The following is a 25915-nucleotide window of genomic DNA, read 5'->3' as shown; positions in this document are numbered from 1 at the left end:
ATCGACGGCAACGGCAACGGCAACGGCAACGTCAAAAGCGGGCTTTCCGTGGCTTGGCGGGGTGGGCCCGGTTGCGGGGGACGCCGTAAACCCCCAGACCGGCCCAGCCGCTGGCGGCTGTGCGTTCGGGCGCTTGCGAAGCAGTGCTTCGCAAGCAAAGCGCCCTCACCCTTGGGGGCTTGGCCGCGGCATCCATGCCGCGGACACCCCCGCAACCGGACCCACCCCACCTTCGACAGGTTCCGGCTGCTGTTGGTGGGTGTCGACTTCCTGCTGCTGTTGGTAGGTGTCGACCTTGGTCGACACGGTAGATCCACGCCATGCGTGGATACGGGAAAATGATCTGCCCATGAAAAAAGCCCGCCGGAATCCGGCGGGCTTTTTGTTTCCAGCATTGGCGTGGAACTCAGGCCCAGCCGAGCAGCTCGAACAGCTTCAGGATCAGGTAAGCACAGCCGCCTGCCGCCGGGATGGTCAGGATCCATGCCCAGACGATGCGCTCGATCACGCCCAGGCGCAGCGAACGCGGGTTCTTGGCAAAGCCGACGCCCATGATCGCGGTGGAGATGCTGTGGGTGGTCGATACCGGCATGCCGAAGTGCGCCGCCAGGGTCAGCACGGTGGCCGAGCTGGTTTCCGCGGCGAAGCCGTGGATCGGGTGCAGCTTGACCATCTTGTGGCCCAGGGTCTTGATGATCTTCCAGCCGCCCGAGGCGGTACCGGCGGCCATAACCACCGCACAGGTCAGCACGATCCACATGGCAATGCCGTCGCCGGCGTGCGCGTCCGGATGCATGAAGGCCAGCCACGACGGCAGGTCGTTCAACGCGCCGGTCGCCTCGGCACCGATCAGGGTCATCGCGATGATGCCCATGGTCTTCTGCGCATCGTTGTGGCCGTGGGCAAAGCCCATGTAGGCCGCCGAAGCGATCTGTGCCTTGCCGAAGAACGCATTGACGATGCGCGGACGTGCCAGCCGGCCGATCGCGCCGCCGATCTTGGCCAGGCCTGCGATCAGCGCCCACAACAGCACCATCACTGCGATGCCGAGCAGGAAGCCTGCGATCGGCGAAGTGATCATCGGCACGAACACCTTCCACAGCAGGCCCTTGTTCTGCGCCCAGCTGCCAAGCCGTTCGGACCAGATCAGCGCGTCCCAGTTGTTGTGGGCCGCAGCCAGGCCGGCGCCGCACAGGCCACCGATCAACGCGTGCGAGGACGAGGACGGCAGGCCCTTCCACCAGGTGATCAGGTTCCAGATGATGCCGCCGAGCAGCGCGCACAGGATCACCTGCGGGGTCACGTCGACCACGTTGGTGTTGAGCAGGCCCGACGCGATGGTCAGTGCGACCGCGGTGCCGGTCAGGGCTCCGATGAGGTTCATGAAGGCGGCAAGCATCACCGCCCAACCGGGCGACAGTACTTTGGTTGCCACCACGGTAGCGATGGAGTTGGCGGTATCGTGGAAGCCGTTGATGAACTCGAAGACGAGCGCGGCCAGGATCACCACCAGGACTAGGGTGAGCATCGGTACCGGCCCGTCAGCTGTTCTTCAACACGATCTGGTACGCCACCACACCGGCCTCGCGGCAGCGGTCGATGGCCTTTTCCAGGATCTCGAAGAATTCCTTGAGCAGGAACATCTGCAGGTTGTCCAGGCGACCGGAGTAGATGTCGCGGTACAGCTCGAGCATCAGACGATCGGCCTCGTTTTCCAGCGAGCGCAGGCGCTCGTTGAGCGCGGTCATCCGGTCCAGGTTCATGTGGCGCAGGTCGGCGACCATCTCCACCACCACGCCAGCGGCCTGCTCGAGCATCGCCGCGCGCGGCGCGAAGTCGATGTGTTCCAGGTGGGTGGTGGCCAGCGAATAGCGATCGGCGAACTTCTCGATCTGCTTGGGAATCTTGTACAGGGCCGAGCCCAGCGCTTCGATGTCTTCGCGCTCGATCGGGGTCATGAAGCTGTCCACCAGCGCCTGGCTGATCTTGTCCGAGGCCGCGCGTTCGCGCAGACGGGCCAGCTTGAAGGCATCCAGGGCGGGCTGGCGATCGGCGTCGCGCAGCATCGAATGCAGTGCCTTGGCGGCATCGGAAGCCGCGACGGCAGCCTCATCGAGCAGGGTGTAGAACTGTTTGCCGGAACCGAAAATGGTCTGCAGAGAGAACATTGAGAAACCTGTCAGCCGTCGCGGGAAGGACGGCACCAGTGCGAATTATGACGGCTAGATGACCATCACGGGTATCCCTGCCACTTTCCGGGGGTCGGGACGCCCAAAACTGAACAGGCATTTGCCACCCAGCCACGGCCCTTTGCTAAGATGCCAGCGCGCCTTCGGGCGCACCTTATGGACGACGACCCTTATCCCCCAGCGCCGCGCCGGACCCCGTTCCTGAGCGCCTGCCGCCATCGCAAGCACCCGCCCTCCCTGCCACCAACCGGGGACGATGCCCGTGTTTGAAATGATCCTGATTGTTTTCGCGCTTGTTCTGCTGAACGGCTTCTTTGCCATGTCCGAGATGTCGGTCATGACCTCGCGCAAGAGCCGGCTGAAGCAGCTGGCCGGCACCTCCAAGCGCGCGTCCAAGGCCCTGGAGCTGTCGGAGAAGCCGGAAGCCTTCCTGTCCACCGTCCAGATCGGCATCACCGTGATCGGCGTGCTGACCGGCTTCCTCGGCGGCGAGGCACTGGGTGAAGCCATCGGCGGCTGGATCCAGGGGCTGATGCCGGGCTTCGCCTACGCCGGCGGCATCGGCAAGGCCCTTGCAGTCACCTTCATCACCTTCATCACGCTGATCTTCGGCGAACTGGTGCCCAAGCGACTGGCCTTGACCCGCTCGGAGGACATCGCCGGCCTGGTGGCGCTGCCGATGAGCTGGCTGGCCAAGCTGGCCTTCCCCTTCGTCTGGCTGCTGTCCAAGACCACCCAGCTGGTGCTGCGCCTGTTCGGCCTGGGCAAGGACGAGGTCGCGTCGGTGACCGAAGAGGAGATCCGCATGCTGGTGGCCGAGAGCCACGAGGCCGGCGTGATCGACAGCCACGAGCGCGACATGATGAACCGCGTGATGCGCCTGGGCGACCGTACCGCCGACAGCCTGATGACCCCGCGCAACCGGATCGCCTGGCTGGATACGCTGGGTGGCCTGGACAAGAACCTGGAGATCATGGCCGAGCACGAGTTCTCGCGGTACCCGGTGTACCGCGACAACGACATGGACGTGGTCGGCGTGCTTGAGCTGAAATCGCTGGCCACGCGGATGGCACGCGGCGACAACGCGCTGTTCCAGACGTTGCGCGAACCGCTGTACGTCTCCGAATCCACCCATGCGATGAAGCTGCTGGAGATCTTCCGCGAAGAACAGCAGTCGATGGCGCTGGTGGTGGACGAGTACGGCGAGATCCAGGGCCTGGTGACCATCAGCGACCTGATGGGCGCGGTGGTCGGCCGCCTGCAGGCAACGGAAAATGCCGACGAGGACGCGCTGGTGGTGACCCGTGAGGACGGCTCGCTGCTGGTGGACGGCTCGCTGCCGATCGAGGACCTGCGCGAGCTGATCGGCAGCAACGACCTGCCCGACGCCGAGGATGGCGATTACTACACCCTGGCCGGCATGTGCATCCACTTCTTCGGCCGCATCCCGCACGCGGGCGAGTACTTCGACTGGGCCGGCTGGCGCTTCGAGGTGGTCGATCTGGACGGTGCGCGCGTGGACAAACTGCTGCTTCGCACCCTGTCCGACGAGCAGGCCGATGAGCTCACCGCCTGACGCCGGCCCCGGCGCTGCATCGCCGGAGTACCGCAACGAGGGCATCCGGACCCTGCTGGCGATGTTCGCCTTCGGTGACCCGGCCCAGCACATGAAGCTGGGGCAGATCCTGCAGGATCTGCAGCAGAGTGCCTTTGGTGTATTCCTGTTCGTCGCCATCCTGCCGGCCTTCATCCCCATCCCGGGGCTGGGCGGCGCAGTCAGCGGTCCGTTGGTGATCCTGATCGGCCTGCAGATGCTGTTCTGCATGCGCCGGCCCTGGCTGCCCGGCTTCATTGCCCGTCGCGGGCCGAAGCGCGGCACCATGCACCAGTTCCTGGATCGCATCGATGGTGCCCTGCGCCGCCTCGACCGCATGCTCAAGCCGCGCATACCGCAACTGCTGACCCCGGCTCCCGCCCACGCCTTCAGCGGCCTGCTGCTGGTGCTGCTGGGCCTGCTGCTGTCGTTGCCGATTCCGTTCACCAACTATCTGTTCGGCTTCCAGTTGCTGCTGTTCGCGCTGGCCCTGCTTGAACGCGACGGCGCGCTGATGTTGTTCAACTGGGTGGCTGCGCTGGTGGCGATCGCTTTCTTCGGCTTCAGTTCCGGGCAGCTGGTGGGCTACACCGTCGACCTGTTCCAGCGCTGGTTCTGAGCGCACCATGGTGGAGCCGGCCGCTGGCCGGCTGCCACGTTTCCCTGATTGCCGGCCAGCGGCCGGCACTACCACGGGCCCGGATCAACCCGCGTTACCACGGGCTGGGATCAACGCAGATCGATGAAACCGTTGTCGCCCAACCGTGCCGGCTCATCCTGCACCGCCGACAACACGAAACTCAACGCCGAGCCAAGCAGCGTGCCCGGTCCGTCCCAATACTCGGCGGTCTCTGCACGCACGTGGATCAAGCGCAGGCTTGGGTCATCCGGGCCGCCCGGGAAGAACAGCTTCATCGCCGGCGACCACAGCTCTTCGACCTTCGCGCGGTCATCGATGATCCGTGCCACGCCGGCTACCGACACATACGTATTCTTCGATGGCGAGGCATAGGCCACGTTGACCCGCGGGTCGAGCGCGATCTCGGCCACCTTCGGGCTGTCAGCCGCAGTGGCGAACCACAGGTCGCCATCGAAGGCGACCTGCTGGGTGCCGAGCGGACGGCTGTAGAGGCGCCCATCGACACCACGGGTGGTGAACATCGCCACCTCCACGTCCTTGATCAGTTCAGCCAGCTGGGCAATGTGCTCGGTACGCGATTCGTCCATGGGGGACTCCGGAAGTGGAAGTCCCCATCAGACGCGTCCGCACCGCAAATTGCCGTGACGCAATTGTTCAGCCCGCGTGGCGGGCATGCCAGGCGTGCATTGCCAGCTCGAACGAGCGAAGGCGCGCGCGATGGTCGTACAGGTTTGCAGTGAGCATCAATTCGTCGGGCTGATGGCGTTCGACGAACGCCGCAATGCCATCGGCGACCTGCTGCGGATCACCCAGCACGGTGCACGCCAGCGCCCGCTCCACGCCCAGCTTCTCGTGGGGCTGCCAGAACGCTTCGATGTCATCGATCGGCGCCGGGATCTTGCCCGGACGGCCGCGACGCAGGTTGACGAAGCTCTGCTGCTGGCTGGTGAACAGCCGGCGCGATTCGGCCTCGCTGTCACTGGCCACCACGTTCAACGCCAGCATCGCGTGCGGTTGCTTGAGCGTGGCCGAAGGGCGGAATTCGCGGCGATACACCGCAAGCGCTTCATCCATGGAATCGGGGGCGAAGTGCGAGGCGAAGGCGTACGGCAGGCCCATCGAGGCGGCCATGCGTGCGCCGAACAGGCTGGAACCGAGGATCCAGGTCGGCACCCGCAGGCCGCCACCCGGCACGGCCTGCACCGCCTGCCCCGGCTGCACCGGTTCGAAGTAATGCAGCAGTTCGCGTACGTCCTGCGGAAACTGGTCGGCGCTGTCGAAATAGCGGCGCAGGGCGCGGGCGGTCGGCTGGTCGGTACCCGGCGCGCGGCCCAGGCCCAGGTCGATGCGATCGGGGTACAGCGAGGCCAGGGTGCCGAACTGCTCTGCCACCTGCAGCGGCGCATGGTTGGGCAGCATGATGCCGCCGGCGCCGACACGGATGCGTTGGGTGCCACCGGCCACATGGCCGATCAGCACCGCCGTGGCAGCACTGGCGATGCCAGGCATGTTGTGGTGTTCGGCCAGCCAGTAGCGGCGGTAGCCCAGCGCATCGGCATGCTGGGCGAGCTCAAGCATGTTGGCAAAGGCGGCAGTGGTATCGCTGCCCTCGCAGACCGGGGCCAGGTCGAGAATCGACAACGGGATCATCAGGCGGTTTTCCGTCACAAGATCCCCGTTTGATGGGGTCGCCCTGCCCTCACGGCCAGTGCCGGTGGCGGGACGCTGATTCCTGCCTGGCCGGTTCAGGCCCGCAGGCCAATGTGGAAGGGTCAGAACGCGCTGGGGCGTGGCTCGGGCAACGGCTCGTCCACCAACGGCTTCAGTTCGGCATCCAGCGCCACCCGCTCGTCGAACACGAAACAACGACCTTCGTAGCCCTCACCGCCGACTTCCTCGAAGTAGCCGAGGATGCCGCCATCGAGTTGCAGCACGTTCTCCATTCCGTCGTTGAGCATCCACAGCGCCGCCTTCTCGCAGCGGATGCCACCGGTGCAGAAACTGACCACGGTGCTGTCCTTCAGCGCCTCGCGATGGGGTGCCAAGGCTTCGGGCAGATCGGTGAACTTGTGGATGGGCAGTACCAGCGCGTCCTTGAAGGTGCCGTACTCGATCTCCTGCAGGTTGCGCGTATCGAGCATCACCACCGGCTTGCCAGCATCATCGTGCCCCTGCCGCAGCCAGCGCTGCACGGTGGCAGGATCGATGGCCGGCGCGCGCGGGTAGTCCAGCGGCTGGCCATCGTCACGACGGAAGCTGATGATCTCGTCCTTGACCTTGGCCTTCAGCCGCGCGAACGGCTGGTGCTCGCTGAAGCTGGTCTTGACCCGCATATCGGCGAAGCGCGCATCAGCGCGCAGTTCCGCGTAGAAGCCATCGATCGCGGACGGCGTACCCGCCAGGAACAGATTCAGCCCCTCACCCGCCACCAGGATCGTCCCCTGCAGGCCGGACGCCTCGGCACGCGCCTGCAGCTGGTCGCACAGGGCCTGAGGGGCGTCGATGACGGCGAAATGATAGGCAGCGGTATTGGCGATCATCCCGCCATTTTAGCGCCTGACCGCCCCCGCATCAGCCTCCACCGTTCATCCACGCATGTCGTGGATCTACAGACACCGGAAACTGTCGAAGGCGGGGCAGTGTGGGTTTGCGGGGTGTGAGCCGCATGGATGCGGCGACCAAGCCCCCAAGGATGGGTTCACGGCGGCCCCGCAAACCCACACTGCCCCGCCATCCCACGGAAAGCCGCTTGTGATGTTGCTTGAAGGCCTCTGCAGGTGCCGGGTGCAACCCGGCCGAACACCCCTACCCCCGCAGCAGCATGAACGGCAGCAGCACCAGTGCCGCCGCCACCGCCATGCCCAGCAGCACCAGCACCACGAACACAGGGCGGCGGCGCAACAGGCTGCCAAAGGTCTCGGCAGTGCCGTCGCGCAGGGCCTGTTCGCGCTCGGCACGGACCCGCACGCCACGGGCCGCCTGGTACTCGGCCATCAGCGCCTTGGCACGCGGCTGGTCGGCATCCTCGCGCAGCCACAGGCCACCATTGGAGATGCCCCACGGACTGGGTTCGGTGCGATACCAAGCGATGCCGTGCTGGTTCAGCAGCGTACAGACATCGGCATATTCGTCGTTGCCGACATTGCGCAGGTTGAGCAGGAGTTTTGCCATGCCACCATGATACCCGGCGCCGATGCGCTAACCTTGCCGCCCTCGACTCATCGCCCCTGGAGACGCCTGATGCGCCGCCTGCTGCTTCCCCTGCTGCTGTCCCTCGCCGCCGTTGGTTGCTCGTCGGAGCCGTCCGGCCCGCCACCGGGGGGCACCATTGCCACATTCGAGCGCATCGACACCCAGCCGGGCAGCGGTGCCGAGGCCGTGCCGGGCCAGAAGGTCAGCGTGCATTACACCGGCTGGATCTATGACGAGCGCGCCGACAACAAGCACGGCAAGACCTTCGACAGTTCGGTCGAGCGCGGCGAGCCGTTCACCTTCACGCTGGGCGCGGGCCAGGTCATCCGCGGTTGGGATGAAGGCGTCGCCGGCATGAAGGTCGGCGGCAAGCGTACGCTGATGATTCCGCCGGAATTCGGCTATGGCGACCGCCAGGTCGGCCCGATTCCGGCAGGTTCGTCGCTGGTGTTCGACGTCGAGCTGCTCAATGTCCAACAGTGACGCCCGCCCGCCGCGCCGCATCGCCGTCATCGGCGGCGGCCCGGCCGGGTTGTTTGCCGCCGAGCGGCTGCGCGCGGCAGGCCTGGATGTCGATCTGTACGAGGCCAAGGGCTCGCCGGGCCGCAAATTCCTGATCGCCGGCAAGGGTGGGCTCAACCTCACCCATTCTGACGCACGTCCACTGTTCGACAGCCGCTACCGCGAGCAGGCCAGCCGCGTCGGCCGCTGGCTGGATGGTTTCGACGCGCAGGCGCTGCGCGACTGGGCCGCTGGCTTCGGCGTGGAGACCTACGTCGGCAGTTCCGGCCGGGTGTTCCCGGTCGACCGCAAGGCGGCACCGTTGCTGCGCGGCTGGGTCCGCCGGCTGAAGGAACAGGGCGTGCGCCTGCATGTCAACCATCGCTGGCTGGGCTGGAGCGACAACGGCGCACTGCGTTTTGCCACCGACAACGGCGAACTGGAGGTGCGTGCCGATGCGACCGTACTGGCACTGGGCGGCGGAAGCTGGCCGCAGCTGGGCAGCGACGGCGCATGGATTCCAGCGCTGCAGGCCCGCGCCGTGGATATCGCGCCGTTGCAATCGGCCAACTGCGGATTCGACGTTGCATGGACGCCGTTCTTCGCGCAACGCCATGCGGGCGCACCACTGAAGCCGGTCGTCGCACATTGGCATGGCCTCGACGGTGAGCCCCGCGCCCTGCAAGGGGAGTGCGTGGCCAGCGAGTACGGTATCGAAGGCAGCCTGATCTACGCCCTGTCGGCCGATCTGCGCGATACCATCAACCGCGACGGCCACGCCACGCTGTGGCTGGACCTGGTTCCGGGCCGCGACGAGGCACGGCTGCTGGCCGACCTTTCGCAGCCGCGCAAGGGGCGAAGCTTCGGCGAGCACCTGCGTCGCCAGGCTGGACTGGACGCAGTGAAGACCGCACTGGTGTTCGAAACACTGGGCAAGGATGCCGGCAACGATCTGGCCGCGGTGATCGCCACGTTGAAGCGCCTGCCACTGCGCCTGCTGCGCCCGCGGCCGATGGCCGAGGTGATCAGCACGGCCGGCGGCGTGCGCCTGGACGCGCTGGACGAGGGCCTGATGCTGCGTGCATTGCCCGGCGTGTTCTGCGCGGGAGAGATGCTGGACTGGGAAGCGCCGACCGGTGGCTACCTGTTGACGGCGTGCTATGCCAGCGGACTGCGTGCGGCAGAGGGCGTGACCGCGTGGTTGGCCGCGCGTTGATCAACGCGCGATAGCGCCGGAAATTTCACCCCGGCCGGCGCATCTTCACCGACGCCAATGCCACGCCACTGGGATGCGGATACAGTTCCTCGCGCTCGGCGACGAAGCCCTGACGCTGGTAGAACGGCACCGCGTTGAGCGAGGCCGACAGCACCACCTCGCGCGTCGGATCAGCCAGAGCCAGCAACCGCTGCATCAGCGCCTGGCCGATACCCTGCCCGCCCCGATCCGGATCGACGAACAGCGCGTCGATCTCGTTGCCCTCGGCATCGAGCACACCGAACCCCAGCACATTGCCCCGGTCATCCTCGGCTACGACGCAGCCGCCCTGCCCCAGCAGCCGTGAATACTGCACCGGGGGCGGCGATGCCGACCAGGGTGCAATCACCTCCGGCGGATAGTGGCTGCTGCACAGCTTACGTACGCAGCGCGTTCGCAGGGCCCACAGCGTGCCCACATCATCGTCGGTACCCGTCCTGAACTGCATGCAGCCTCCTTGCATGGATGGTTTTCGTGCAATCGAGCATGGGCTCGGCCCTGCGACGCGGGTCATCGCGACTTGCTGGCCCGCAGCGCCTGGATCTTCGGTGGCGGCTGGAACGAATCGCTGCGTGCGTCCGCCCAGAACGAATGGAACACCGCGTGGTCGGGCACCTTGTGCAGCAGCTCGCCCGGTTCCAGGTAGCGATACAGCGAGGCCAGCGAGCGGATCTCGACCGGCGACACCCGGCGCAGGATGTGTTCCGGGCCGAGCTCGGCCGGATCGTTCAAGCCCGCCGCGCACAGCAACTCCTTCAGCGCGTGCAGGGTGTGCTCGTGGAAGCTGTACACGCGCGTGGCCTTGTCCGGTGCATCCAGATGCTTCCAGCGTGCCGGATCCTGGGTCGCGATGCCGGTCGGGCACTTGTCGGTATGGCAGCTGAGCGACTGGATGCAGCCCAGCGCGAACATGAAACCGCGCCCTGCATTGCACCAGTCGGCGCCCATCGCAATGGTGCGGGCGATATCGAACGCGCTGGTGATCTTGCCGGCAGCACCGATACGGATGTGCTCGCGCAGGTCCAGGCCGACCAGGGTGTTGTGCACCAGCAGCAGTGCTTCGTGCATCGGCACACCCACGTGATCGACGAACTCGGCGGGCGCCGCGCCGGTACCGCCTTCGGCGCCATCGACGACGATGAAGTCAGGCAGCAGGCCGGTCTCGTGCATCGCCTTGGCGATGCCGAACCATTCCCACGGGTGGCCGATGGCCAGCTTGAAACCAACCGGCTTGCCACCGGACAGTTCGCGCAGGCGGGCGACGAACTGCAGCAGTTCAACCGGCGTGGAGAAGGCCGAATGGCGCGATGGCGACACGCAGTCCACGCCCATCGGCACGCCACGTGTCACCGAGATCTCGGCCGTCACCTTCGGCGCCGGCAGCACCCCGCCATGGCCAGGCTTGGCGCCCTGCGACAGCTTGATCTCGATCATCTTCACCTGATCGTGGTTGGCATTGGCAACGAAGCGTTCCTCGCTGAAGCCGCCCTTCTCATCACGGCACCCGAAGTAGCCCGAGCCGATCTCCCAGACCAGGTCACCGCCCATCTCACGGTGATACGGCGAAATCGAGCCTTCGCCGGTATCGTGGTAGAAACCACCCAGGCGTGCGCCTTCGTTCAATGCGCGGATCGCATTGGCCGACAGCGAACCGAAACTCATCGCCGAGATGTTGAACACGCTTGCCGAATAGGGCTTGGCACAGTTCGCACCGATCAGCACGCGGAAATCATGCTTGGCGATGGTGGTGGGCGCCAGCGAATGGTTGATCCATTCGTAGTCCACCGCATACGTGCTGCGCAGGGTCCCGAAGGGCACCGTGTCCATCTGGTTCTTGGCGCGCTGGTAGATCAGCGCGCGCTGCTGCCGCGAGAACGGCACATCCTCCAGATCACTCTGCACGAAGTACTGGCGGATCTCCGGGCCGATCGATTCCAGGCCATAACGGAAGTGCGCCATCACCGGATAGTTGCGGCGCAGGGTGCTGCGTTTCTGCAGCAGGTCCCAGGTCCCCAGCGCGACCATCGCAGCTGTAATGCCGACGCCCCAGTACCAGGCCGGCCAGATCGTGGCCAGCCACAGGCAGATCGGAAACATCAGGATGGCGAGCAGGTAGACGATATACCGGTGCATGGCGTTCCTCGGTTGCAACTGCCCCGAGTCTACCGCGCATGCACCTACAGGCGATCGTCGATCACGCTGCGCGGCCAGGCGGACTTCACGTCATAGACCAGCCCACCGGGCGCCAACAGGCTGCGGATATGGGCATCGTCCATCGCCTTGAAGCTCTCATGCGCCACCGCCAGCACCACCGCGTCGTAGCTGCCGGGCACCGGCTCGGCCAGCCAGTTCACGCCCTCGTCCGCCATGGCAGCTGGCCCCACCCACGGATCGCTGACGTCCACCTGCGCGCCGCTGCCGGCCAGACGCTGGGCCAGTTCCAGCGCGCGGCTGTTGCGCAGGTCCGGGCAGTCCTCCTTGAAGGTCACGCCCAGCACCAGGATGCGCGAGTGCGCTGGCATGCGGCCACGCTCGGCGAGCATCGCCAGCACGCGTTTGGCCACATGTTCGCCCACCCGGTTGTTGACCTGCCGGGCGGTGTGGATGAGGTCGGGGTGGTAGCCCATGCTTTCGGACTTGTGCAGCAGGTAGTACGGGTCCACGCCGATGCAGTGGCCTCCCACCAGCCCCGGCCGGAACGGCAGGAAGTTCCATTTGCTGCCTGCGGCGTCGAGCACATCCTGGGTGTCGATGCCGAGGCGATCGAAGATCAGGGCCAACTCGTTGACCAGCGCGATATTGACGTCGCGCTGGATGTTCTCCACCACCTTGGCCGCTTCGGCGACCCGCATCGACGGCACCGGGAACGTGCCAGCGGTGATGATCCGCTGGTACAGGCCATCGACCACCGCAGCCACGTCCGGCGTTGAACCGGAGGTGATCTTGCGGATGTCGGCCAGGCGCCGCTGGCGGTCACCCGGGCTGACCCGCTCGGGACTGTAGCCGCAGTAGAAATCCTCGTTGAAGCGCAGGCCGGAGCCCTGTTCCAGCAGCGGCACGCAGACTTCTTCGGTGGTACCCGGGTAGACGGTGGATTCGTAGATCACCAGATCGCCGGCGCGCAGATGGCTGGCGATCAGTCGCGTCGCCGAGCGCAGCGGCTCCAGATCAGGCTGCTCGTAGGCATCGATCGGCGTGGGCACGGTGACGATGTAGACGTTGCAGGTGTCGAGCTGTGCCGGATCGCTGCTGTAGCGCAGCAGCGACGCGCTGGCCAGTTCATCCGGTTCCATCTCCAGCGTGTGGTCCTGCCCGCCGGCAAGTTCGGCGATGCGTGCGGAATCGATATCGTATCCCAGGGTGGGCAGCTGGCGGCCGAACGCCACCGCCAGTGGCAGCCCGACATATCCCAGGCCGATGATGGCCGGGGACGGCATCTGTGCTGCGCCGATCGGCGCGCTCATGCGCGGCGTCCAGCAGGCGGCAACGGTGTCCACTGGGTCATGCGAGGGTCCGGGTGCAGGCAAACATGCCGACAAGGTTAACCGCGGCAGCGGCGCCAGACCACGCCCGGATCAGGATCCGAGGCTGACGGCCGCCGGCTCGAGTTCGCCGTGCCGCCCCGTCCAGGCCCGCAACAACAGGCAGAAGCCATGATCCGGGGGCTCCTGCCCCAGGCTGAAACCATGCCACGGGGCCGCCACGATGCTGCCCAGCGTCGCCGCATCCACGTGCCGGTTGGCCATCGTCCAGCGCGGGAACCAGCGGCTCGGGATCGGGCCTGCGGCAAGCTGGATGATGCTGCCGTGGCGACGCGCGTTGCCGATCCGCGCGTGCACCGAAGCCAGCCCATCCCGTGGGCCTTCGATGTACTGCAGGAAACGGCTGCCATCGAACATCAACGCCCCGGTCACCCCGGCCATGCGGTTGAACGCGGTCGCATCGGCCAGCAATGCATCGAGCTCGGGCACGTCCAGTCCCTCCCTGGCCGTGCTGACATAAGCGTACGCATGCAACGGCATGTCCATCACTCCCCTCCTGAGTGCAGAGGAATATGACAGGAAGCACGAGGACTTCAAGCGTTGGCTATTCCGGCGGCGACTCGACCTGATAACCGCGTTGCACCAGCGCATCCAGATAGCCCTCGCCCAGCAGCAGGCTGACCGGCACCGTCGCGAAGGTGCCTGGGTGACCGCTCAGCGCCGCATCCACGCCCTGCAGCCAGCGCGTGCGTACCTGCTGCGGCATATCGCTCCAGCCGCGCCGGCGCACGAAGGCCGAATCCTGCAGCAGTTCGCGGCAGGTCTGGGCCATCGCCGAACCCGACAGCCGGCGCAGTGCCGCGACATCCCCGAGCGCCCAGGCGTTGGCGCGCTCGCGCAGCACCGGTGCCTGGAATTCCACCGTGTCGAGCGTGCGTTCGAAACACGCGCGGTCATCGACTTCGGTGGCCTGCAGCTCCTTCAACGTGCCACGGATGTCGTCGACCTTCAGCTTGACCTGCACGTCTTCCGGCTTCAGATCGTGCGCCTTGTACGCGCGCCCGAGTGCTTCCTTGATCTGCTTGCCATCGCGCAGGCCGTTGCGCTTGAGGAAGGCCTGGTACAAGCGGCCGGAGGCCACCAGCGGACGGTCCTTTTCCACGCCACGGTCATTGCCCAGGTAGGTCTGTTTCAGGCCGAGCCAGCGCGCGTGCGTTGCCGGCGGCAGGATCTGGTCAAGCGTGCGCCCCTGCGGATCGCGCGCGGTCTTCAATGCCAGTGGCAGCAGGGTCAGGCCCTTGAACACACCGATCTTCGCATCGAGGGCGAAACCCGGATCGCCCAGCACATGGTCGACGCTGGCAATGGTCCGCTCGACTTCGTCGGAGCGCCATTGCACACCGCTCGGCAACGGCGAGACCGTGCCCAGGATCCACAACACATGCCCCTGTGGAGCGGTGACCTTCCAGAGGCCGGGGCCGGGTTGTTCGCCGGTCACCTGCACCGTCGCCATGTCCACCACCGCCCCGGTGGGCGCAGGCCCCTGCTGCGCGGCGGCCGGGCCGATCGCCAGCATCAGTCCCAGCACGGCACTGCATCCGATCCATCGCCTGCCACGTGCACGCATATCGCCATTCCCGGGAACGTTGGCGGACTGTACCCAGCCCCGCGCCCGACTGCGTAAAAGCAGCGTTAGGCGGCGTCAGCGGCGGCGATTCCGTTACAATCGGCGCGCGCTGCAGGCCCGGATGGCGAAACTGGTAGACGCATCGGACTTAAAATCCGCCGGGGGCAACCCCATGCCGGTTCGATTCCGGCTCCGGGCACCACCCAATCAAGCATTGACGCTCCCACAAAGGGTCCGCACCGCTGGTTGCGCACAGCAGCCCGCCGGAGAGAATGCGGCCACTCAGCTGCCGTTTCCGCGATCAGGACGCCTTCAGGCCGGCATGGCAGAATCGAACGCCCCGCCCCGGCCGCCTAACCGCGCACAAGGAGATCAGCCATGAAGTGGATAGGGATCGCGTCATCGCTGGCGCTGGTCGCGATGCTCGCCCAGGCTACCGCACCGGCATCGGCGCAGAGTCGTTCGGACAGTCATCGCAACCTCGACGGAAGCCTGGATATCCGCAACACTGACGGATCGTCCAGCCGCATCAAGCGCGACCTGTCCGGCCGGGTGACCGCCGAGCACAGCAACGGCAGCCGTTCGACCACCACCACCGATCTGAGTGGCCGCAAGCGCACCACCCACAGCGATGGCAGCTACTCCAACAGCAGCACTGACCTGAGCGGCAACATCCGCACCCAGTACAGTGACGGCAGCTACTCGGTCAGCAAGCGTGACCTGAGCGGCCGGTGGCGCACCGAGTACAGCGACGGCTCCTACTCCACCAGCGTGCGCGATCTGAGCGGCAACTGGAGCACCACCTCCAGTGGTGGCATGGCCGCGCGCCACCCCGAACGCGGCGTCGGCAAGCGCTGAGGGCCGCGCTCAGATCGCCCGCGAATAACGCGGCTGCTCCTGCGCAGCGCGCAGATAGGGATCGAAGCACATCGCCAGCAGGCGCAGCAACGGCCGCCCGGGCTCGCTGGCACGCACCACGCCATCGCGGTACTCGGCCAGGCCATCCTGCTGCAGGCGCTGCACGGCCTGCAGGTCTTCGGCGAAGTAGGTCTCGAAATCAATGCCGTGGCGCTGGGCCAGTGACATTCCATCCACCTCACCCTGGCACATCAACTGCTGGATCAGCTCGGCGCGCAGCTGGTCGTCGGCACTGAGTGCGACGCCGCGCCAGACCGGCAGCTGCCCCTGGTCCACCGCGCGCTCCCACGACGGCAGGTCACGCGGATTCTGGCTGTAGGTGGCACCGATGTGACTGATCGCACTTACGCCAAGGCCGAGCAGATCGGTGTCTGCGTGTGTGGTGTAGCCCATGAAGTTGCGATGCAGCTGGCCGGCGCGCTGGGCACGCGACAGATCTTCTTCCGGCAACGCGAAGTGGTCCATGCCGATGTACTGGTAGCCGGCTGCGGACAGGCGCTCCACAGCCAGGCCCAGCAGCGCCAGCTTGTCTTCCGGTGAAGGCATCCGGCTTTCGTCGATCTGCCGCTGCGCACGGAACAAGTGAGGCAGATGCGCATAGCCGTACACTGCCAGTCGATCCGGACGCAGCGCCAGCACCAGCTCCAGGGTGCGGCCGAAGCCCTCAAGGCTCTGCCCGGGCAGGCCGTAGATCAGATCGACGTTGACCGAACGCATGCCGCTGTCGCGGCACGCACGCAGGATATCCAGCGTCTGCCGCACGCCCTGCACGCGGTTGATCGATTCCTGCACCTGCGGGTCGAAATCCTGCACGCCCAGGCTGGCGCGGTTGAAGCCCAGCCGGGCCAGCATCGCCACGTCGCTGGTGTAGATGAAACGCGGGTCCAGTTCGATGGAAAAATCACGCTGCGACGAATCGCTGAAATCGAAGCGGCGGCGCAGGCCCTCGACCAGTGCGGCCATCGCATCGGCATCGAGGAAATTCGGCGTACCACCGCCGAGGTGCAGCTGGATCACTTCACGACCGTCGGCGAACTGCGGTGCCAGCAGGTCCGCCTCGGCCAGCACGCGTGACACGTAGCTGTGCCCACGCCCGCGGTCGCGGGTGATCACCCGGTTGCAGCCACAGTAGAAGCAGGGGCTGGAGCAGAATGGGACGTGGACGTACAACGACAACGCGCGCGCCAACGGGTTGCTGTCGGCGATCGCCTGGCGCAGCGCGGGTGCGTCGAAGCCGTCATGGAAGTGCGGCGCGGTGGGATAGGAGGTGTAGCGCGGGCCGGGACGGTCATGCCGGCGCAGCATATCGGGATCGAAGGTCCAGGCCAGGCCACCGGCAGCGGGAGAGAACGTGTCCATGGCGCCAGCATCGCCCCAAGCCTGCAGGTGCGCCTTGACCCAGATCAATCCCTGGTGGGCACGCCCAGCACCGGCAGCATGACCTGCGGCCAGCGTAGCATCTGGTAGCGGCGCCAGAAGGTGTCGGCGATGCGGGCGGCCACATCGTCGGCCAGCGCCTGCATGGGCGGGTTGTTGCATTCGGCCGTGGTGATGTGGAACAGCACCAGCCAGCGGTCGAACAGATCCTTTTCCAGATCGATCGCCATGTGCTTGGACATCGGCGAGCCCTTGAACCTGCGGGTCCCGCGCAGCATCGCCGACCAGAAATCGACGAGCTGGGCCAAGTGTTCCGGCCAGTCGCGCACATGCCCTTCGAATACCGGCCCCAGACGCTCCTCTTCACGCACGCGCGCATAGAAATCGTGGACCAACCGGGTCACTTCCTCCTCGCTGCACAACTCTGGCGAAGCAATGGGAAGCACAGTCGTGGGCGTTGCGTTCATCAGGGCACCAAGTGCGGATCGGCAGTGTGCCGTATGCCGCCACCACCGCTGTTGATCCAGATCAATGTCAGCGCACTGCGGCGCACCTAGGCTGGCACGCTTGCAGGAAGCATGCCCTGCGGATGCTGCGCCAACCACGGCGAAGTATACGCGCCGCCCTCTTCTTCAACCCGAACCCGCATGAACACACCGACTTCCAGCCGCCAGCGGCGTATCCAGCATTGGGGTGCAGTCCTGTGGCCCAGTTTCATCGCCGCCGGCCTGGCCTGCGTGGTGTTCTTCGCCTTCGTCGATCCACTGCGGCTGCAGGCGATCAGCTTCCCGGGTACGGCCATCAGCCGGGAACTGGGCTACACCGCAGGCTTCTTCATGTTCTGGGCGGTCACCGCACTTTCCAGCGCGGTGACCGGCTACCTGCTGCGGCCGGTGCCGAACGAAGAGGATGAGGAGCTGCCACTGGGATGAGCATCACCGCATCCTCGCCCCTGCGCGCATGGCGTTGGCGCCGCACCCTGGGCCTTGCGTTGCTGGTCCTGTTCCATGCGCTGCCGTGGCTGCAGTGGGATGGACGGCAGGCCCTGCTGCTGGACCTCAACGCGCGCCGCTTCGACCTGTTCGCCTGGACCCTATGGCCGGATGACATCGGCGTGTTGCTGGGGCTGCTGGCGGTGATGGCGGTGGGTCTGGCCCTGCTCACCCACCTGGCCGGGCGCGTGTGGTGCGGACATGCCTGCCCGCAGACGCTGTGGACACGAGCGTTCGACGGGATCGCGCAGGCATTGGCCCGCGTGCTGCCAGCAAAGCTGGCGCGACCGGCCACCCAGCTGGCCTGGTTGCTGCTGTCGCTGTGGACCGGGATCACGTTCGTCGGGCTGTTCAGCCCGATCCGCGAACTGGTCACCGGCGCGTTCGATGGCGCATGGAGTGGCTGGGAGACCTTCTGGGTGCTGTTCTATGCCGGCGCCACGTGGGGCAATGCCGGGTTCCTGCGCGAGCAGGTGTGCCGATCACTCTGTCCGTTCGCGCGCATGCAGCCGTTGCTGACCGACCCGCACACCCCACGCATGTTGTATGACCCATGCCGTGGCGAGCCGCGCGGCGCCCGCCCGCCGGCATTGGGCGGCGTACTCGGCCGCAGTCGTGGCCTGCTCGATCCGACCACTGCGCAGGACTACGTCTTCCGCGCCGCGCATCCACTGCTGGCCGGACCGATGCCCACCTTCAGTGCGGATCGGTTGGGCGACTGCCTCGATTGCATGGCCTGCGTACGCGCGTGCCCGATGCGCCTGGACATCCGCCAAGGTCCACAGGCCGACTGCCTGGCCTGCGGTGCCTGTCTGGAAGCCTGCACCCAGCAGCAGCATCAGGCAGGCTTCGGCCCCAGCCTGGTGCGCTACTGCAGCCCGCAGGTGATGGCAGGCCAGCCGCGCCGGTGGTGGCGTCCCCGCACCACGGCCCTGGCATCGTTGCTGCTGGCGCTGCTGGTGTGCGGCGCTTGGCGCCTGCTCTGAATCAGCCCGGGTCGCCCGGGCGCGGCGGTACCAGCTGGGCGCGGCGGACGATGCCCAGTTGTTCGATGATCAGCGCCATTTCATTGGTGACATCGGTTCGCCCGGTCCCCTGCGGAACCAGACGATCAAGCACCTGCTGGTAGGTATCCCAGAACGCCGGACCGCATCCGTGTTTGTGATAACTGGCTTCCAGTTCGCGGCGTACCCGTTCAGCCAAGCCATGCATGCCGTATTCCATACGACCTCCGTTGGACTTGTTCTGCATCGTTGACGGTCGACCGATTCACTTGCGAGCTACTGAAAGACTCCCCGCCTTCACAGCCGGTTGATGCCAATTAGTCATAGATTTCACGACACGTCAATTACAGGCCGCGACTTTCGCGATTGAAATTATTAATCGTTCATGAAAGGCCGTAGCGACCGGGATCAGAAACGTCCGTGCCGATGTCGACAACGCCAGCCGGCGAACCCGGGTAGCCATCACAGATCGGACCATCGCTGGGAACACGTCGATCGATTCTGTCTATGTTGCTAAGCATACTTAGCAAATCGATCTTGGCGGCTTGTCTGCGACAACCATCGACGCATCTCATGCGGTTTCGTCGTGCGAGTCGTCATCCATCGGGAACAACGCAGGGTATCGCTGCTGCAGGATGTAGCGCCTGAGCGGCGGGATGGGAAAGCCTCTAGGCCATTGCGAGACAGCGGATCTGCTGATTCCAAACAACCTGGCGAGCTCTGCGTCGGTGGAAAAGCCCAGCCGCGTGCGGACCTGCCGCTTGCTCCAGAATTCGTCCATTTTCGATCCCTTTCATCATCAAACTTATTCTTGCGCCAAGGCCTCTTTCGCTTCCACGCGTTAAGCTGGCTTGCATAGATGAATACTCTTGGACAACGACTCGCGGTCGCCATGAAGGACGCCGGGCACGCACGCCCTGCCGACCTGGCGCGTGCCGCCGAAACGACGACGGCAACGGTCAGCAACTGGCTCAACGACCACGTCAAGGCCAACCACGTGAAAGCCGAACAGCTGTTCCGCATCGCCGACGCGGTGAAGCTGGACCCGCGAGAGCTGCTGTTCGGCCCGTTGGGACGGGGTGTCGGCGAACGCGGCACGGCTTACATGCACATGCCCAGCGAAGCCCATCTGGATGTCTGGCAAGCGGCCTATGAGCTTGTCGCCCACATCCTTGCCGAGCGTGGCCTGGAAGTCGGCTACCGCCGTGAGGCCACGCTGGGGTTGATGGCCCATGACCTGCTGATGGAGGGCGTCAGCCGCGGCAAGGTCGCACGCGTGGTGATGACTGCCCTGCCCTGACCCAGTGCGTGCTGTTAGCATGGCGGTCGATGGGGATGGGGCTCCCCCGATAACCGCCTGAGATGGCTGATGGCTCCTGCTGCGACGAACCCGGCGTTCGTCGATGGCAGGCCGTGCCCGCCATTGCGTACGCCGTCGAACCTGCGAACACGCACTCGAGGCAAGCAATGCAGACGTTCAACAACTATGTGCTGGTGTTCCTGGGCGGCGGTGTCGGCGCCTGCCTGCGCCATGCCTGCAATCTGATCGGCGCCCGCGTGGCCGCCGGCAGCACCTGGCCCTGGTCGACGTTCCTGGTCAACATCAGCGGTGCCGTGCTGATGGGCGTGGTGATCGAGGCGTTTGCGCTGCGCAACGGCGCGTCGCCGCAACTGCGCCTGCTGCTGGCCACCGGCATTCTTGGTGGCTACACCACGTTCTCCACCTTCTCGCTGGAAACCGGCCTGCTGCTGCAGCGGGGCCAGCATGGCCTGGCCGCACTGTACGCCGGCGGCTCGGTAGCCCTGGGCCTGGCCGGGCTGTTCGCCGGCATGAAGCTGACCCGGCTCGCGCTGGGGTGACGCTCAACCGGCAGCAGCGCGCGCCTGTCCGCGCCACTGCCGTGGCGATTGCCCGGTGTGTGCCTTGAACGCCCGAGACAACGCGGCCTCGCTGCCATAGCCAACCTCGTCGGCGATCCGTTTCAACGGTCGCCCCTGCCGCAACGCCTGCTGCGCCAGGCCTACCCGCCAGCCCTGCAGATACTGCCCGGGCGTGGTTCCCATGGCCTCGCGGAAACTGGCGGCGAACACGCTGCGCGACATGCCTGCAACGTCGGCCAGATCTTCCAGTGTCCAGGCCTGGGCGGGTGCCTCGTGCATGGCCACCAGCGCCAACCGCAGCCGTGGATGGCCAAGCCCGGCGAACAGGCCGCCGCGCATCTCGCCCCCCTCCATCAACTGCCGCAGCACCTGGATCATCACCACCTCGAACAGGCGGTTGACCATCACCGTGCGACCGCAGCGCTGCTCGAATGCCTCCTCGAACAGCAGCTCCAGGGCGGCATGGCCGCCATACAGTTCGGCCAACGGCAGGCAGATGAAATCCGGCAGCGCAGCACTGATCGGGTTGAGCCTGCCGCCCTCGAAATGGAGGTTGGCGCAGGCCATGTCGGCGCCGTGCTGAGGATCGGTGTGGAAGCGATGCGGCAGCGGGCGCGGATACAGCAGCAGGCTGGGAACGTCGACCTGCACCGTCTGCGTGCCATGACTGACCTGCAACGGACCGCGCCGCACCAGGTGCAGCTGGCCGGCGTCGCCTTCGGCCTCCAGGCTGTTGATGCCGCACAGCGCGCCGGCATGGAACACCGAGGCGGTGACCGCGAAGCGTTCGAGCAGGATGGCGAGGCGATCGACCATGGCGGGACCCCAGATCAAATGGAAGGGAGCAGATACGGCAGATCGTATCGAATTCGATTGCGTTGCGTCAGGGGCTAGCCACCGTGCAGGGGCAGCGCTATACAGGCGGCACCTTCCGCGCAGACCGCACCAGCCAGGGCAAACACCATGATGCGAACCTTCCACCGGCTGGTCCTGGCACTGGCCCTGCTGCTGCCGCACGTGTCGCAGGCCGCCGTGCCGCCCGCCACGCCGCGTACCTCCAGCGGCGAGCTGCAGGGCGCACGCTGGCGCCTGGATGTGCCCACCGGCTGGAACGGCGAACTGGTGATGCTGGCGCATGGCTATGAGCCGGTCGGCGTGCCGCAGCCATCACCGATGCCGGCCAACGACAGCACCGCCAGCCTGCTTGCAGCAGGCTACGCCGTGGCGCAGAGCGCCTATGCCAGCCAGGGCTGGGCGGTGGCAGATGCGATCGTGGACATGGAACGCCTGCGCGCGCACGCCCTGTCCGAACTGAAGGACGTGCGTCGCACCTGGATTCTCGGCTTTTCGATGGGCGGTGCGGTGGCCATCGCCACCCTCGAACGCCTGCCACAGCACTACGCCGGTGGCGTGTCGCTGTGCGGGGCCAACCTGCCTGGCGAACAACTGGCCAATGACCTGCTGACCACCCTGGTGGCGTTCGACTATTTTTTCCCCGAAGCCAAGGGACTGCCCCGGCAGGGCCTGGCATCGGCGGAAGCTGCGGCACTGCCGCAGATGGAGCTCTATCAAGGCATCGCCGCCGCGCTTCAGACCCGGCCGGCCGTGGCTGCGCAACTGGCTGCACGGCTGCAGGTAAGCGTGGAGGCATTGCCGGGCACGATCAGCCTGCACGCGATGATCCTGCACGAACTGGCCACGCGCGCCGGCGGCATGCCGGTCGGCAACGTTACGACCGTCTACCGCGGATTCGGTGACGACAAGGCGTTCAACGCGGGCGTGCAGCGGCTGGCACCTGCTGCGCCGGCACAGCGATACGTGCGCGAAAAGCTGGCGTTGACCGGCGCGCTCAAGCGACCGCTGGTGATCCAGTTCAACAACAACGACCCGAGCATCGTGCCGCACATGCAGACGGTGTATCCGCAACTGGCCGAGCGCGCTGGCGCCACGCCATTGCCGCGCGTGTTGCCAGCGATTGGCGAAGGCCACTGCGGCTTTACGGATTCTCAGATCGTCGAGGCATTGAACGCGGCAAAAACTTCGTCCTGATCCGCAACTTGCGGCACCGCACCAGGCATGCCGGGCAACGACTGCTATTGTGGCCTCGCCCATTGAAGGGCAAACAAGGGACTGATGTGATGATCAAGACGACCTTGAAGACCATGATGTTCCTTGCCGTAGCAGTCTCAGGTTTCGCGTTCGCTGCCGGCACCTGCGAATTCTGCGACCTGAGGTATCAGCAGTGCCTTCGCGCCACCCATAATCCCGGTGGCCCCACTTCTGCACAGTGCGACCTCGAGTATCGCCTCTGCAGGGAAATGGATTGCCCGTCGCCCTGACCTGCACACCGGCCGGCTTCCAGCTCGGGAGCCGGTTCGCGCCTTCCGACGTTGTCGATGCCGTCCGCATCGGCGGCAAATCCAGGCGTAGCAATGACCGGCCGCATCAGTGGCCGAGCGTACCCATGGTGAAGGTATAGCCGGAGCGCATGAGGAAGTCGCGCATGCGCAACTCAGCGCGCCGGGGAGACGGAAGGTCAGGCGGGCCATACAGCGCATAGACCACGCCTGCGCCCTCGATGCGCTCGCGGCGCACGTCACAATGACGGCTCTCCGAGGCGAGGACCCAGCCGTCCTTCAGTTGATCGGGGCCGATGGACTGCCCGTTCTTCAGCCGGAATGTAAGCCAGCGCACATCTGCGGTGGATCTGCTCATTGCCGGCCAGCCGCATCGTGCGTGCGGCCCCTCATGTCCTTGCCTGCCATTGCTGCTCCCGAAGACCAGAACTCGACCATACCCCGTCGCAATGTCGTGGCCGACTGAGACTGTCAGCGGTGCGGAGTGGGCCTCAGGCATGTACGTCGAACAGCCTCCGGAATGCCTTCTGCCCGTCGGGTGTCACCTGCAGGTCGCGCCGCCCCTCGAGGCGACGCAACCAGTGGTTCTGCAGGAAACTCTCCAGAAGTGCTTCGCCGACCATGCCGGCCATGTGCGGGCGCCGCTCGGTACACTCCAGGCAGCCGCGGCAGTATCGCGCGGGCGTCACCTGTGGCGATCGCGCGATCAACGCTTCCAGCGGCTGACCCACCGCGCGCAGGATGGCGGCGCCATGAGCCGTCATCTGCCAGTGGTCTGCCGCCGCGGTAATCGCTCCGGTGCTCAGCAGGTGGTCACAGATGGCGACAGCGCATTCACCCGCCAGGTGCCGGTAGCAGGTGCGCGCCCGACGGAAGCCGGCATCGACCTGTACGGTTCGTGGAGAGAGCGGTGGCCGTTGATCGCTGAAACGCAGAATGCCTTCCAACATGTCGGCGACCTCGGTCGAGGCGAGCCGGTGATAGCGGTGGCGTCCCTGCACCGCCACGGCCAGGATGCCGCCGTCGAGCAACCGCCGCAGATGACTGCTTGCGGTCTGCGGCGAGATGCCAGCCACGCCGGCCAGCTCGGACGCCGTGTGCGCCCGTCCATCCATCAACGTCAACAGCATGGCCGCGCGTGCGTGGTCACCGACCAGCGTGCCGACATGGATGAAGGAGCGGGAGGTCTGGACCATGGCCGCATTGTGGCATGCCGCTTTCCGCGCATTGTTCGACCCGGATCGAAGCATGCGCGCCCCTGCACAGGGCACAGTCATCGCCCGCACCCCACGAGCTCAGGCATGCCACCGGAAGACTTCCAACGCCGCTGCATCACCCCCTCCGTGCTCTACCCGGGAACACCGGTAGTGCTGATGACTACGTTGAATGAAGACGGCAGTGCGAACATCAGTCCGCTTTCATCATTCTGGGCGCTGGGCGACCGCGTGGTGCTCGGCATCGGCGAACAGGGCCAAGGCTGCAGCAACCTTCTGGCACGCGGCGAATGCGTACTGAACTTCGCAGATGCCACGCAGGCGGCGCAGGTTGAAGCCATCGCCCGCGCCACTGCTCGTAACCCCGTGCCGGAGTCGAAGCGCGCCATGGGGTACGTGCATGTGCCTGACAAGTTCGCACTGGGCGGCTTCAGCCGCGTCGACTCGGTGCAGGTGGCCCCGCCGGCGATTGCCGAATGCCCGTTGCAGGTGGAGGTCGCGCTGCTCGCCTCGCACCGGCCCAGCGGAACCCAGGATCAGGGCTTCATGATCGTCGAAGGACGGATCTGCCGGGTGCATGCGCACGAGGCGATCACCGTTGCCGGTACCCAGCACATCGACGTGCAGCGCTGGGCACCGTTGATCTATCTGTTCCGTCACTATGTGGGCACCACCACGCCGGTGGCGCGCAATTTCCGCGCTGACGATCCTTTGCCTTTGCCTGCCTGAACCCTTGGCTGCGCATTGCGAACCAGGGGTAGAAGAAGCCGCTGATTCAGACGCGGGATCGACGCAGCTCCAGCGCGGCGAAGGTGTACCAACCGAACGCCGGCAGCAGCGCGATGCGCTGGGTGACGCCGCGATAAGGCTCAGGGTCGAAGCCGGAAAGCATCAGCCACAGATAGGCCATCCCCAGCAGCGAAGTGACGCGCGCAATCCAGACCATACGCGTCGACGCAGCAGGGCCCAGCTCAGCCAGGAACAGCAGCGGGGTCAGGATCGAGAAGATGCCGATGCCATAGAGGCCATGCAGCGGGCTGCCCGTGGTGAAGACGCCATTGCTGACCATGGACACCCCGAACAGGGTGGAGGTGAGCACCGTAAGCGCGAAACGGCGGCTTTGTGCGAGCAACGCAAGGCTGAAGACGATGATGGCCGAGCCACTGACCACCGCGCCGACCTGCACCGCCTTGGCTGGCAGCCCCGGTATCAGGCCCAGCTCGCTGAGGTGCTGGGAGAGCGGGTGGTAGCCGGGCACGGTGAAAGCAAAAGCGATCAGCGCCAGCATGGCGCCGAGGGGAACGTATACCGCCTGCTGGATCGCCAGGTTCCGCACTGCAGTCACCACCGTTGAAGAGAAGTGCGGCGACGTTAGCAGCCGGTCCCGCCGGGTCGCATGTGCAGTTTGGTACCCCTGCTGGCGCCAGGGGTCCGCACAAAGAAAAAAGCCCTGACCGAAGTCAGGGCTTTTCAATTGGAGGCCTCAAGCGGAATCGAACCGCTGTAAACGGATTTGCAATCCGGTGCATAGCCACTCTGCCATGAGGCCAACGTACTGCGATCAGGAACGACGCCCCTGACATGACAAAACCCCGCGATGGGGCCTGTCGGAACATGGAGCGGGAAACGAGACTCGAACTCGCGACCTCAACCTTGGCAAGGTTGCGCTCTACCAACTGAGCTATTCCCGCA

The 25915-nt window shown here is 65.9% G+C and carries 30 protein-coding genes, 3 tRNA genes and 1 riboswitch; of the genes, 12 read left to right on the top strand and 21 right to left on the bottom strand.

The features are described 5' to 3' along the window. Window positions 1-406: 406 nt before the first annotated feature. Window positions 407-1528, bottom strand: a complete 1122-nt coding sequence (locus tag AC07UW_RS20275) for an inorganic phosphate transporter (RefSeq protein WP_495212747.1) — start codon at window positions 1526-1528, stop codon at window positions 407-409. A gap of 13 nt (window positions 1529-1541) precedes the next feature. Continuing rightward, a complete protein-coding gene (locus AC07UW_RS20270) occupies window positions 1542-2168 on the bottom strand; it encodes a DUF47 domain-containing protein (protein WP_025878890.1) in 627 nt (208 codons plus the stop codon). Between the two features lie 292 nt (window positions 2169-2460). On the opposite strand from AC07UW_RS20270, the gene AC07UW_RS20265 reads away from it, so the two are divergent. Both AC07UW_RS20265 and AC07UW_RS20260 read left to right on the top strand, forming a co-directional pair. Then, window positions 2461-3765, top strand: a complete 1305-nt coding sequence (locus tag AC07UW_RS20265) for a hemolysin family protein (protein ID WP_495212746.1) — start codon at window positions 2461-2463, stop codon at window positions 3763-3765. Continuing rightward, window positions 3749-4402 carry an exopolysaccharide biosynthesis protein gene (locus AC07UW_RS20260; RefSeq protein WP_495212745.1) on the top strand — a complete coding sequence of 218 codons (654 nt, stop codon included), beginning with the start codon at window positions 3749-3751 and terminating at the stop codon, window positions 4400-4402. The genes AC07UW_RS20265 and AC07UW_RS20260 overlap by 17 nt, the downstream gene beginning before the upstream one ends. Window positions 4403-4512: 110 nt before the next feature. Here the strand turns inward: AC07UW_RS20260 and AC07UW_RS20255 are convergent, their stop codons facing one another. The 4 genes from AC07UW_RS20255 to AC07UW_RS20240 form a co-directional block, all read right to left on the bottom strand. Then, window positions 4513-5010 carry a pyridoxamine 5'-phosphate oxidase family protein gene (locus tag AC07UW_RS20255; RefSeq protein WP_025878887.1) on the bottom strand — a complete coding sequence of 166 codons (498 nt, stop codon included), beginning with the start codon at window positions 5008-5010 and terminating at the stop codon, window positions 4513-4515. Window positions 5011-5077: 67 nt separating this feature from the next. Next, on the bottom strand, window positions 5078-6073 hold the full coding sequence (locus AC07UW_RS20250) for an LLM class flavin-dependent oxidoreductase (RefSeq protein WP_223494765.1): 996 nt from the start codon (window positions 6071-6073) through the stop codon (window positions 5078-5080). A gap of 122 nt (window positions 6074-6195) precedes the next feature. Further along, window positions 6196-6963, bottom strand: a complete 768-nt coding sequence (locus AC07UW_RS20245; RefSeq protein WP_495212744.1) for a sulfurtransferase — start codon at window positions 6961-6963, stop codon at window positions 6196-6198. A gap of 265 nt (window positions 6964-7228) precedes the next feature. Beyond that, on the bottom strand, window positions 7229-7594 hold the full coding sequence (locus AC07UW_RS20240; protein WP_495212743.1) for a DUF6164 family protein: 366 nt from the start codon (window positions 7592-7594) through the stop codon (window positions 7229-7231). Between the two features lie 69 nt (window positions 7595-7663). Between AC07UW_RS20240 and AC07UW_RS20235 the strand changes: the two genes are divergently transcribed. Together AC07UW_RS20235 and AC07UW_RS20230 are read left to right on the top strand one after the other, a co-directional pair. Next, window positions 7664-8098 carry an FKBP-type peptidyl-prolyl cis-trans isomerase gene (locus tag AC07UW_RS20235; protein WP_025878883.1) on the top strand — a complete coding sequence of 145 codons (435 nt, stop codon included), beginning with the start codon at window positions 7664-7666 and terminating at the stop codon, window positions 8096-8098. Beyond that, window positions 8085-9332, top strand: a complete 1248-nt coding sequence (locus AC07UW_RS20230; protein ID WP_495212742.1) for a TIGR03862 family flavoprotein — start codon at window positions 8085-8087, stop codon at window positions 9330-9332. Before AC07UW_RS20235 ends, AC07UW_RS20230 begins: the two co-directional genes overlap by 14 nt. 25 nt (window positions 9333-9357) lie before the next feature. Here AC07UW_RS20230 and AC07UW_RS20225 read toward each other — a convergent pair whose 3' ends face one another. The 5 genes from AC07UW_RS20225 to AC07UW_RS20205 form a co-directional block, all read right to left on the bottom strand. Next, window positions 9358-9819, bottom strand: coding sequence for a GNAT family N-acetyltransferase (locus AC07UW_RS20225; RefSeq protein ID WP_495212741.1), 462 nt, complete (start codon window positions 9817-9819; stop codon window positions 9358-9360). Window positions 9820-9881: 62 nt separating this feature from the next. Further along, the gene (locus AC07UW_RS20220) at window positions 9882-11504 is read right to left on the bottom strand and encodes an FMN-binding glutamate synthase family protein (RefSeq protein WP_313248988.1); all 1623 of its coding nucleotides are present in this window, start codon (window positions 11502-11504) and stop codon (window positions 9882-9884) included. Between the two features lie 44 nt (window positions 11505-11548). Next, the gene (locus AC07UW_RS20215; protein WP_495212740.1) at window positions 11549-12835 is read right to left on the bottom strand and encodes a nucleotide sugar dehydrogenase; all 1287 of its coding nucleotides are present in this window, start codon (window positions 12833-12835) and stop codon (window positions 11549-11551) included. A gap of 111 nt (window positions 12836-12946) precedes the next feature. Continuing rightward, window positions 12947-13399 carry a BLUF domain-containing protein gene (locus AC07UW_RS20210; protein WP_234003447.1) on the bottom strand — a complete coding sequence of 151 codons (453 nt, stop codon included), beginning with the start codon at window positions 13397-13399 and terminating at the stop codon, window positions 12947-12949. A 58-nt stretch (window positions 13400-13457) separates the two neighbouring features. Then, window positions 13458-14441, bottom strand: a complete 984-nt coding sequence (locus AC07UW_RS20205; protein WP_495212739.1) for a TraB/GumN family protein — start codon at window positions 14439-14441, stop codon at window positions 13458-13460. Between the two features lie 154 nt (window positions 14442-14595). Between AC07UW_RS20205 and AC07UW_RS20200 the strand changes: the two genes are divergently transcribed. Beyond that, window positions 14596-14682: transfer RNA gene (locus tag AC07UW_RS20200), tRNA-Leu, on the top strand. Between the two features lie 176 nt (window positions 14683-14858). Further along, window positions 14859-15338 carry a hypothetical protein gene (locus AC07UW_RS20195; protein WP_495212738.1) on the top strand — a complete coding sequence of 160 codons (480 nt, stop codon included), beginning with the start codon at window positions 14859-14861 and terminating at the stop codon, window positions 15336-15338. Between the two features lie 9 nt (window positions 15339-15347). Here the strand turns inward: AC07UW_RS20195 and hemN are convergent, their stop codons facing one another. Then, window positions 15348-16757, bottom strand: coding sequence for an oxygen-independent coproporphyrinogen III oxidase (gene hemN, locus AC07UW_RS20190; RefSeq protein ID WP_495212737.1), 1410 nt, complete (start codon window positions 16755-16757; stop codon window positions 15348-15350). Window positions 16758-16801: 44 nt separating this feature from the next. Beyond that, entirely contained in the window at window positions 16802-17242 is a 441-nt protein-coding gene (locus tag AC07UW_RS20185) for a group III truncated hemoglobin (RefSeq protein ID WP_312107777.1), read from the bottom strand. A 180-nt stretch (window positions 17243-17422) separates the two neighbouring features. Here AC07UW_RS20185 and AC07UW_RS20180 point away from each other — a divergent pair, with 180 nt between their 5' ends. Both AC07UW_RS20180 and AC07UW_RS20175 read left to right on the top strand, forming a co-directional pair. Then, entirely contained in the window at window positions 17423-17707 is a 285-nt protein-coding gene (locus AC07UW_RS20180; protein ID WP_336026599.1) for a hypothetical protein, read from the top strand. Further along, window positions 17704-18753 (top strand): 4Fe-4S dicluster domain-containing protein, encoded by a 1050-nt coding sequence (locus AC07UW_RS20175; RefSeq protein ID WP_495212736.1) that lies wholly within the window; start codon window positions 17704-17706, stop codon window positions 18751-18753. Before AC07UW_RS20180 ends, AC07UW_RS20175 begins: the two co-directional genes overlap by 4 nt. A 1-nt stretch (window position 18754) precedes the next feature. Here the strand turns inward: AC07UW_RS20175 and AC07UW_RS20170 are convergent, their stop codons facing one another. Next, the gene (locus AC07UW_RS20170; protein ID WP_025875165.1) at window positions 18755-18991 is read right to left on the bottom strand and encodes a hypothetical protein; all 237 of its coding nucleotides are present in this window, start codon (window positions 18989-18991) and stop codon (window positions 18755-18757) included. Window positions 18992-19342: 351 nt separating this feature from the next. After that, a complete protein-coding gene (locus AC07UW_RS20165; protein WP_025875167.1) occupies window positions 19343-19552 on the bottom strand; it encodes a helix-turn-helix domain-containing protein in 210 nt (69 codons plus the stop codon). Between the two features lie 78 nt (window positions 19553-19630). Between AC07UW_RS20165 and AC07UW_RS20160 the strand changes: the two genes are divergently transcribed. Next, a complete protein-coding gene (locus AC07UW_RS20160; protein WP_223880016.1) occupies window positions 19631-20071 on the top strand; it encodes a helix-turn-helix domain-containing protein in 441 nt (146 codons plus the stop codon). A gap of 22 nt (window positions 20072-20093) precedes the next feature. Then, window positions 20094-20157: riboswitch (Fluoride riboswitch) on the top strand. Window positions 20158-20238: 81 nt separating this feature from the next. After that, window positions 20239-20631 (top strand): fluoride efflux transporter CrcB, encoded by a 393-nt coding sequence (gene crcB, locus AC07UW_RS20155; protein ID WP_495212735.1) that lies wholly within the window; start codon window positions 20239-20241, stop codon window positions 20629-20631. A gap of 3 nt (window positions 20632-20634) precedes the next feature. Here the strand turns inward: crcB and AC07UW_RS20150 are convergent, their stop codons facing one another. Next, window positions 20635-21468 (bottom strand): AraC family transcriptional regulator, encoded by an 834-nt coding sequence (locus AC07UW_RS20150; protein WP_032976490.1) that lies wholly within the window; start codon window positions 21466-21468, stop codon window positions 20635-20637. Window positions 21469-21618: 150 nt separating this feature from the next. On the opposite strand from AC07UW_RS20150, the gene AC07UW_RS20145 reads away from it, so the two are divergent. Beyond that, window positions 21619-22701, top strand: a complete 1083-nt coding sequence (locus AC07UW_RS20145) for an alpha/beta hydrolase family protein (protein WP_495212752.1) — start codon at window positions 21619-21621, stop codon at window positions 22699-22701. A gap of 396 nt (window positions 22702-23097) precedes the next feature. Here AC07UW_RS20145 and AC07UW_RS20140 read toward each other — a convergent pair whose 3' ends face one another. Together AC07UW_RS20140 and AC07UW_RS20135 are read right to left on the bottom strand one after the other, a co-directional pair. After that, window positions 23098-23367, bottom strand: coding sequence for a hypothetical protein (locus AC07UW_RS20140; RefSeq protein ID WP_089240177.1), 270 nt, complete (start codon window positions 23365-23367; stop codon window positions 23098-23100). Window positions 23368-23500: 133 nt separating this feature from the next. Beyond that, entirely contained in the window at window positions 23501-24205 is a 705-nt protein-coding gene (locus AC07UW_RS20135; RefSeq protein WP_495212734.1) for an ArsR/SmtB family transcription factor, read from the bottom strand. A gap of 177 nt (window positions 24206-24382) precedes the next feature. Between AC07UW_RS20135 and AC07UW_RS20130 the strand changes: the two genes are divergently transcribed. Further along, the gene (locus tag AC07UW_RS20130; protein ID WP_223494738.1) at window positions 24383-24952 is read left to right on the top strand and encodes a flavin reductase family protein; all 570 of its coding nucleotides are present in this window, start codon (window positions 24383-24385) and stop codon (window positions 24950-24952) included. 46 nt (window positions 24953-24998) lie between these two features. Here the strand turns inward: AC07UW_RS20130 and AC07UW_RS20125 are convergent, their stop codons facing one another. From AC07UW_RS20125 to AC07UW_RS20115, 3 genes are all read right to left on the bottom strand, one after another. Further along, window positions 24999-25697: a DUF998 domain-containing protein gene (locus AC07UW_RS20125; protein WP_495212733.1), complete on the bottom strand. Its 699-nt coding sequence runs from the start codon at window positions 25695-25697 to the stop codon at window positions 24999-25001. Between the two features lies 1 nt (window position 25698). After that, a tRNA-Cys gene (locus AC07UW_RS20120) sits at window positions 25699-25772 on the bottom strand. A gap of 66 nt (window positions 25773-25838) precedes the next feature. Beyond that, window positions 25839-25914 (bottom strand) — tRNA-Gly (locus tag AC07UW_RS20115). Between the last annotated feature and the right edge of the window lies 1 nt (window position 25915).

The organism is Stenotrophomonas sp. GW821-FHT02D01 (genome assembly GCF_059421765.1).
The sequence above is the reverse complement of the archived record's forward strand: the minus strand, read 5'-3'. Positions and strand labels throughout refer to the sequence as shown.